At 72.5% G+C, this 8,105-nt stretch carries 8 protein-coding genes and 1 pseudogene; 5 read left to right on the forward strand and 4 right to left on the reverse strand.

Annotated elements, in window-relative coordinates; genetic code table 11:
• Positions 1-44 precede the first annotated feature (44 nt).
• Positions 45-842, reverse strand: coding sequence for an RNA polymerase sigma factor SigF (locus tag HCJ93_RS07185; protein ID WP_167992125.1), 798 nt, complete (start codon positions 840-842; stop codon positions 45-47).
• Positions 843-1,092: 250 nt separating this feature from the next.
• On the opposite strand from HCJ93_RS07185, the gene HCJ93_RS07190 reads away from it, so the two are divergent.
• Positions 1,093-2,892: a thiamine pyrophosphate-requiring protein gene (locus tag HCJ93_RS07190; RefSeq protein ID WP_167992127.1), complete on the forward strand. Its 1,800-nt coding sequence runs from the start codon at positions 1,093-1,095 to the stop codon at positions 2,890-2,892.
• On the opposite strand, the gene HCJ93_RS07195 is transcribed toward HCJ93_RS07190, so the two are convergent.
• Positions 2,840-3,043, reverse strand: a complete 204-nt coding sequence (locus tag HCJ93_RS07195; protein WP_167992129.1) for a hypothetical protein — start codon at positions 3,041-3,043, stop codon at positions 2,840-2,842. The genes HCJ93_RS07190 and HCJ93_RS07195 overlap by 53 nt on opposite strands.
• A gap of 183 nt (positions 3,044-3,226) precedes the next feature.
• Here HCJ93_RS07195 and HCJ93_RS07200 point away from each other — a divergent pair, with 183 nt between their 5' ends.
• The 3 genes from HCJ93_RS07200 to HCJ93_RS07210 are packed head-to-tail and all read left to right on the forward strand — an operon-like array spanning position 3,227 to position 4,687.
• On the forward strand, positions 3,227-3,619 hold the full coding sequence (locus HCJ93_RS07200; RefSeq protein WP_167992130.1) for a DUF2795 domain-containing protein: 393 nt from the start codon (positions 3,227-3,229) through the stop codon (positions 3,617-3,619).
• Positions 3,620-3,655: 36 nt separating this feature from the next.
• On the forward strand, positions 3,656-4,075 hold the full coding sequence (locus tag HCJ93_RS07205) for a CBS domain-containing protein (protein WP_167992132.1): 420 nt from the start codon (positions 3,656-3,658) through the stop codon (positions 4,073-4,075).
• Positions 4,076-4,132: 57 nt separating this feature from the next.
• Positions 4,133-4,687, forward strand: a complete 555-nt coding sequence (locus tag HCJ93_RS07210) for a type 1 glutamine amidotransferase domain-containing protein (protein ID WP_167992134.1) — start codon at positions 4,133-4,135, stop codon at positions 4,685-4,687.
• Positions 4,688-4,719: 32 nt separating this feature from the next.
• Here HCJ93_RS07210 and HCJ93_RS07215 read toward each other — a convergent pair.
• Positions 4,720-5,039, reverse strand: a pseudogene (locus tag HCJ93_RS07215) (DUF6158 family protein).
• 32 nt (positions 5,040-5,071) lie between these two features.
• On the opposite strand from HCJ93_RS07215, the gene HCJ93_RS07220 reads away from it, so the two are divergent.
• A complete protein-coding gene (locus HCJ93_RS07220) occupies positions 5,072-6,184 on the forward strand; it encodes a baeRF2 domain-containing protein (protein WP_167992138.1) in 1,113 nt (370 codons plus the stop codon).
• Positions 6,185-6,229: 45 nt separating this feature from the next.
• Here the strand turns inward: HCJ93_RS07220 and HCJ93_RS07225 are convergent, their stop codons facing one another.
• Positions 6,230-7,849: an ABC-F family ATP-binding cassette domain-containing protein gene (locus tag HCJ93_RS07225; RefSeq protein WP_167992140.1), complete on the reverse strand. Its 1,620-nt coding sequence runs from the start codon at positions 7,847-7,849 to the stop codon at positions 6,230-6,232.
• Between the last annotated feature and the right edge of the window lie 256 nt (positions 7,850-8,105).

The raw sequence follows: 8,105 nt of genomic DNA on the forward strand, positions 1-8,105 counted from the left end.
GGCCCCCGGGGGGGGGCTCAGGTGGCCGCCCACGGCCCGAGGGGTCAGGTGTCGCCTCCGCCGTCGCCGAGCACCTCGTCGCGGACCCTGCCGCAGGAGCGGCTGATCAGCCGGGAGACGTGCATCTGCGAGATGCCCAGCTGCTGCGCGATGCTGCTCTGCGTCATGTCGCCGAAGAAGCGCATGTAGAGGATGGCCCGCTCACGCTCCGGCAGCGCGGCGATCCGGTCCTTGACGGCCTCCCGGTCGACCACGGTGTCCAGGGCCGGGTCCGGCGCCCCCAGCGCGTCGTTGAGCGAGTAGCCGTCGTCGCTGCCGGGCAGTTCCGCGTCCAGGGACAGCGCGGAGAAGCTCTCCAGCGCCTCCTGCCCGTTGCGCACCTCCTCCTCGCTGAGGTGGGCGCGCTCGGCGATCTCGGCGACGGTGGGCCGGCGGCCGGAGGTCGTGTTGGACAGGTCCTGGGCGGCGACCCGGACCTTGTTGCGCAGTTCCTGAACCCGGCGCGGCACGTGCAGGGTCCACATGTGGTCGCGGAAGTGCCGCTTGATCTCGCCGGTGATGGTGGGCACCGCGTAGCTCTCGAAGGCGTTGCCCATGTCGGGGTCGTAGCGGTCGACGGCCTTGACCAGGCCGAGCGCGGCGACCTGGCGCAGGTCCTCGAAGGCCTCGCCGCGGCTGCGGAAGCGTCCGGCGAGGCGGTCCGCCATGGGCAGCCAGGCCTGGACGATCTCGTCCTTCAACGCGTTCCGCGCGGTGCCGGGCGGGAGTGCGGCGAGCCGGCGGAAGGCGTCGGCGGTGTCGGGGGCGTCGTCGTGCGGGTGGGGCTTGGTGCGGGTGGGCATGGTGCCTCAGATCCTCGATGTGCTCGGGGACGGATGGTCACCGTGGGATGCGCGCCTGAGACGTGGAACAGGAGCACCGGGCTGCGGCGTGCGCCGCCCTCCACGGACGTGCCTCCTGTCCGAAGCACTGTGAGTCCTCCTGCCCCCGCACCCGCCCGCCAAACCTCCCGCGCAGGTTTTCCCGGGACGCGGCCGGTCACCCGTAGGGCTCCGCGAGGCCCGTTCACCGCTGACGTCCGGGAGGTCGTACATGGGTATGAAGGTCGCCGATCAGGTCCTGCGCAGGCTGCGCGAATGGGGGGTGGAGCAGGTCTTCGGCTATCCCGGGGACGGCATCAACGGCCTGCTGGCGGCCTGGGGCCGGGCCGGGAACGAACCGGAGTTCATCCAGGCGCGGCACGAGGAGATGTCGGCCTTCCAGGCGGTCGGCTACGCCAAGTTCAGCGGGCGGCTCGGGGTGTGCGCCGCGACCTCGGGGCCGGGGGCGGTCCATCTGCTCAACGGTCTGTACGACGCCAGGCTGGACCATGTGCCGGTGCTGGCCGTCGTCGGGCAGACGGACCGCACCGCGATCGGCGGCTCGTATCAGCAGGAGGTCGACCTGCACACGCTGTTCCAGGACGTCGCCTCCGAGTTCGTGGCGACGGTGACCGTGCCGGAGCAGCTGCCGAACGTGCTGGACCGGGCGGTGCGCACCGCCTACGCGCGCCGCTGCCCCACGGCGGTGATCATCCCCGGCGATGTGCAGGACCTGGACTACTCGCCGCCGGCGCACGCCTTCAAGATGGTCCCCTCCAGCCTCGACCGCAGCTCGTGGACGGCTGTGCCGTCCGACGAGGCGGTGCGGCGGGCCGCGGACGTGCTGAACGCCGGCGACAAGGTCGCGGTGCTGGTGGGGCAGGGCGCGGCGGGTGCGCGGGCCGAGGTCGAGGAGCTGGCCGAGCTGCTGGGCGCGGGGGTGGCGAAGGCGCTGCTCGGCAAGGACGTGCTCAGCGACGAGCTGCCGTACGTCACCGGGTCGATCGGGCTGCTGGGCACCCGGCCGTCCTACGAGCTGATGCGGGACTGCGACACGCTGCTGACCATCGGTTCGTCGTTCCCGTACGCGCAGTATCTGCCGGAGTTCGGCCGGGCGCGGGCGGTGCAGATCGACATCGACCCGCAGATGATCGGGATGCGCTACCCCTACGAGGTGAACCTGGTCGGTGACGCCGGGGCCACGCTGCGGAAGCTGATCCCTCTGATCGAGGGCGGCCGGGGGCGCGAGTGGTACGACACGGTGTGCGACAACGTGCGGCGCTGGCGGCACATCATGGAGCGGCGCGCCCGGCTGACGGCCGACCCGGTCAACCCGGAGTACGTGGCGCGCGCCCTCGATCCGCTGCTGCCGGAGGACGCCGTCATCACCTCGGACTCCGGTTCGACCACCAACTGGTACGCCCGCCATCTGACCATGCGGCCGGGGATGCGGGGCTCGCTGTCGGGCACGCTGGCCACCATGGGCTGCGGGGTGCCCTACGCCATCGGCGCGAAGTTCGCCCACCCCGACCGGCCGGTGATCGCCCTGGTCGGGGACGGGGCGATGCAGATGAACGGGATGGCGGAGCTGATCACGGCGGCCAAGTACCGGCACCGCTGGGAGGACCCGCGGCTGGTGGTCGGCGTGTGGAACAACCGCGACCTCAACCAGGTCACCTGGGAGATGCGGGCCATGGAGGGCGCTCCGTCCTTCCTGCCGTCCCAGGAGCTCCCGGACGTGCGGTACGCGGACTTCGCGCGGTCGCTGGGCCTGACCGGGGTGCGGGTGGAGCGGCCGGAGGACGTGGAGGCGGGCTGGCGGGCCGCGCTGGAGGCGGACGGCCCTGCGGTGGTGGAGTTCGTGACCGACCCGGCCGTGCCGCCGATCCCGCCGCACGCCACCTGGGACCAGCTGGAGGCCACGGTGGCCTCCATCATCAAGGGGGATGCCGACCGCGGCTCCATGATCAAGCAGGGCTTCAAGGCGAAGGTGCAGGAGTTCCTGCCGGGGGCGGGAGAGCAGCCGGGGTAGCCGGTGCGGGGGCGCGGGGGGCGGCGGCCGGCTCGGTCCGCCGTCCGCCGTCGTCCTCGCCCGGCAGCGGCATCATCAGCTCCTCGTACCGGCCCAGCATCAGCAGCACGCCGAGCATGAGCAGCGGGATCAGTGCAGCGAGCACCGCCATGGCCATTCCCTTTCCAGGAGGCGCGTGGGGGGCGTTGTTCTCCGGGTCACCAGGCAGGCGCGGCACAAACACCGCGGGGACGGGCGGGCGGCCCGGGACCGCGGACATCCGCCGGGGTTCGTCCGTGTCGGGCCGTGTGTGCCGGGTACGCGGTGCGGACCCCCGATGGATGTGGAGGGAGACATGCAGCGAGGCAGTGACCGGCTGAGCGTCCACCGTGACGACGAGATGAAGCACGAGCTGCAGGGTCTGCTGAGGTCCGGGCACCCCACCCGCACCGAGGAGTGGCACGACCCGGAACCGTCCGCCGACGACGACCCCGAGGTGGCCTTCGGTCCGCTGCGGCCGGGCCGCGCGCCGTCGTCGCTGGAGGCGATGCGGCTCGAACTGGCCCGGTTCCTGAACCGGAGCGCTTTCCCCGCGGGGCCGCGGGAGCTGGTGCGCGCCCTGGACCGGCGGTACGCGCCGGACGCACTGGTGGAGGCGCTGGAGCGGCTGCCCCGGCATGCGCGCTACGCCAACCTGCAGGAACTCGCCCTTGCGCTGACCCGCACGCGGGAGACGGAGACGGCGTAGCCCGGCAGGGTGGAGGACCGGAAGGGACGACCAGTCATGGCCGAGTACGTCAAGGACGTGATGACTCCGGGCGTGGTCGCCGTGCGTCCGGGCGCGTCGCTCGTCGAGGCGGCGCAGCTGATGCGCTCCCAGAACATCGGCGACGTGGTGGTGGCCGACGGCCAGCAGGTGGTCGGCGTGCTCACCGACCGGGACATCACCGTCCGGGCGGTCGCCGACGGGGCGGATCCGATGAGCGTCAGCGTCGGCTCGGTGTGCTCGCGGGAGCCGCTGACGCTGGGCCCGGACGACCCGGTCTCGACGGCGGTGGCCCTGATGCGGGAGAAGGCGGTGCGCCGGATCCCGGTCGTGGAGAACGGCCTGCCGGTCGGCATGGTGAGCCTCGGCGATCTGGCCGAGGCGCAGGATCCCGGGTCGGCGCTGGCCGACATCAGCCGCGCGGACCCGGACGAGTGACCGACGGATGAGAACCGCCCACGGCCATGGCTGTGGGGAAAGGACGTGAGGACTGTCATGCGTGTCGCGTTTCTGACGGCACCGGAGGGTGTGGAGCAGGTCGAGCTGACCGAGCCCTGGCAGGCGGTGGTCGACGCGGGGCACGAGCCGGTGCTCGTGTCGACGAAGCCCGGCAGGATCCAGGCGTTCCACCATCTCGACAAGGCGGACACCTTCCCCGTGCAGGAGGTGGTCGGCGAGGCGTCGGCCGGCTCCTTCGACGGGCTCGTCCTGCCGGGCGGGGTGGCGAACCCCGACTTTTTGCGCATGGACCCCGAGGCCGTGGCGTTCGTGAAGGGCTTCTTCGAGGCGGGCCGGCCGGTGGCCGCGATCTGTCACGCGCCGTGGACGCTGATCGAGGCGGACGTGGTGCGCGGCCGGGTGCTCACCAGCTGGCCGAGTCTGCGGACGGATCTGCGCAACGCCGGGGCGACCTGGGTGGACGAGCAGGTGAAGGTCTGCGACCACGCGCCGAGCAAGCTGGTCACCAGCCGCAAGCCGGGCGATCTGAAGGCGTTCTGCGCGACGCTGCTCGAGGTCTTCGCGGAGGAGAAGGAGAAGCAGGCGGCCTGAGCGGCCGCGGCCGGGGAGCTGGACGGACGCGTTCAGGTCCCCGGCGTGGTGGGTGTGGCGGAGTCCGCGCAGTCGCGTTCGCGGGCGCCCTCGCGGGTGCGGGACGCGGCGACGAGGCGGTCCGGGTTGCGGCGCAGATACTCGCCCTCGAGCTGCGCCATGCGCTCGTTGTGGGTGCGCAGCGCGTCGTTGGACCCGTACAGCAGGGTGTCGTGCCGTGTGCGGTGGATGTTCTCCAGCTCTTTCATCAGCTGCTGGTCGTCCAGGCGGCTCGGGTCGACTCCGGTCATCGTGTGCCCCGCTCGTCGTGTTCGTGTGTGCGGTCCGGGTACCCGCCCGGTCCTGACCACAAGCACTGCCCCGAGCGGTATCCGGGAGGGAGCCATGGATCTCGCGTTTCTGCATCCACTGTACGAACATCCGGGCCCCTGGGCCTCGGTGTACGTCGGCACCTCCCGGCACACCGAGGACACGCCCCACGAGCGGCACCTGACCGCCCGGGCGATGGCGAGCGAGCTGGCCGGGCAGGGCGCGGACGAGGCGACCTGCCGGGTGGTGGGCCGTGCGATCGACGAGCTGCGGCACTCCTCCGAGCCGCACGGCCGGGCGCTGTTCGCCCGCGGGGGCGAGGTGGTGCTCGATCCGCCGCTGGCCCGCGCGCCGCAGCGCGACCACGCCGTGTGGGCGCCGCTGCCCCGGGTGACCCCGCTGCTCGAGCTGGCCGGTGAGGATCCCGTGTGCGTCGTCGCCTACGTCGACCGCAAGGGCGCCGCCTTCGAGCTGCGCAGCGCGCTGGGCCGGGACGACGCCGGCGGGGTGACCGGACGGCAGTGGCCGGTGCACCGCACCGGCTCCGTCGACTGGTCCGAGCGGCGCTTCCAGCTGCGGGTGGAGAACACCTGGGAGCACAACGCGGCGGAGATCGCCGACGCGCTGGCCGTGAGCCAGGAGGAGACCGGGGCCGATCTGCTGATCCTGGTCGGTGACGACCGCGAGCGGCACGAGGTGCGCCGGCGGCTGCCGCAGCGGCTGCACCATCGGGTGGTGGAGGCCGCGCACGGCGCCGGCAGCAGGTTGCTCGACGACGACGTGGACCGGGCGCGGACCGAGCATGTGCAGACACACGCGGCGGCCGAGCTGCAGCGGTTCCTGGCCGCCCGCGGCCGCGACGACGCGGGCCGCGGGGGCGCCGTGGAGGGTGTGCCGGCGCTGGTGGAGGCGGCGCGCGAGCATCGCATCGACGAGCTGCTGATCCGCCCGGACGGGCCGGACGCGCACCGCGAGGTGTGGATCGGTGAGGACCCGGACCAGCTGGCGATGCGCCGCACCGAGCTCAGAACCCTGGGCGAGCAGCACTCCTGGGCGGCCCGGGCGGACGACGCCCTGGTCCGCTCGGTGGTGACCACGGACGCCGAGGCGCTCGTCGTCACGGTGATCCCGGGCCTGGACGACGACACCCCCGTGGGCGGCCTGGGCGCACTGCTGCGCTGGACGTGAGCGCGGCGGGGTGACGGCCCGTCGGCAGGTCCTGGTGCGTGCCGGCTAGCGGGCCCGCTCCACCCTGCGCTCGTCCCAGACCGGTTCCGGTGTCTCCCGGACCCGGCCGTCGGAGCCGAAGACCAGGAAGCGGTCGAAGGAGCGGGCGAACCAGCGGTCGTGGGTGACCGCGAGGACCGTGCCCTCGAAGCTCTCCAGCCCCTCCTGCAGCGCCTCGGCGGACTCCAGGTCGAGGTTGTCCGTCGGCTCGTCGAGCAGCAGCGCGGTGACGCCCTGGAGTTCCAGCAGCAGGATCTGGAAGCGGGCCTGCTGGCCGCCGGAGAGGCGGTCGAAGGTCTGCCCGGCCTGCCCGGTGAGCTCGTAGCGGCGCAGCCGGGACATGGCGGCGCCCCGGTCCTGGGCGTGCTCCGTCCAGAGGATGTCCAGCAGGGTGCGCCCCTCGAGCTCGGGATGGGCGTGGGTCTGGGCGAAGTGCCCGGGAACGACGCGGGCGCCCCGCTTCCAGGTGCCGGTGTGCGCGACGTCGTCGCCCGCGAGCAGGCGCAGGAAGTGCGACTTGCCCGAGCCGTTGGAGCCGAGCACGGCGACCCGCTCCCCGTAGAAGACCTCCAGGTCGAACGGCTTCATCAGGCCGGTGAGTTCCAGCCGCTCGCAGGTGATCGCGCGGACTCCGGTGCGCCCGCCCTTGAGACGCATGGTGATGTCCTGCCGGCGCGGCGGCTCCGGCGGCGGTCCCGCCTCCTCGAACTTGCGCAGCCGGGTCTGCGCAGCAGCGTAACGGGACGCCATCCCGTCGTTGTGGGAGGCGGCCTGACGGAGATTCAGCATCAGCTTCTTCAGCTGGGCGTGCTTCTCGTCCCAGCGCCGGCGCAGTTCCTCGTAGCGGGCGAAGCGGTCGCGGCGGGCCTCGTGATAGGTGGTGAAGCCGCCGCCGTGCACCCAGGCGTCCGCGCCGCTGGGGCTGGGTTCGAGGGAGACGATGCGCTGGGCGGCGCGGGCCAGCAGTTCACGGTCGTGGGAGACGAACAGGACCGTCTTGTGCGTCTCGGCGAGCCGCTCCTCCAGCCAGCGTTTGCCCGGCACGTCGAGGTAGTTGTCGGGCTCGTCGAGCAGCAGGACCTCGTCGCCGCCGCGCAGCAGCGCCTCCAGGACCAGCCGCTTCTGCTCGCCGCCGGAGAGCGTGCGCACCTGCCGCCACTGCGCCTTCTCGTAGGGCACGCCGAGCGCGGCGGTGGTGCACACGTCCCACAGCGTCTCGGCCTCGTAGCCGCGCGCCTCGGCCCAGTCGGCGAGGGCCTGGGCGTAGGCGAGCTGGGCGGCCTCGTCGTCGACGGTCATCACGGCGTGCTCGGCCCGGTCGACGGCGCGGGCGGCCTCGCGGATCCGGGGCGGTGCGACGGAGACCAGCAGGTCGCGGACGGTGGTCTCGTCGCGTACGGAGCCCACGAACTGGCGCATCACGCCGAGGCCGCCGCTGACGGTGACGGATCCGGAGTGCGGTCTCAGCTCGCCGGACAGCAGGCGGAGCAGGGTCGTCTTGCCCGCTCCGTTCGGTCCGATCAGGGCCGTCACGGCGCCCTCGCCGACCCGGAAGGAGACATCGCCCAGGAGCGGCCTCCCGTCAGGGAGGTGGTACTCCAGGTGTGCTGCTTCCAGATGACCCATGGGGGCCGATTGTCCGAGCCGCCCGACCAGCGATCAAACGAATTACCGGGGCGGGCGCCGCAGGACCCGTATCCGGGGACCGGTATGTGAAACGCAGGTCTCATCATGCGAGTTGCCGGCGTAGCGTGACGAGCGTTCCTGTCATCGCCGGCCGTCGCCGCACGAGACGAGCACGACGACTACGAGACGACTACGAGACGAGAAGGGCGGGCCCGCCATGCCTGCTGCGCCACGGGAGACCGCCGTCTACCCCCAT

Origin of the sequence: Streptomyces composti (assembly GCF_012034205.1) — a bacterium.
Classification (GTDB): domain Bacteria; phylum Actinomycetota; class Actinomycetes; order Streptomycetales; family Streptomycetaceae; genus Streptomyces; species Streptomyces composti.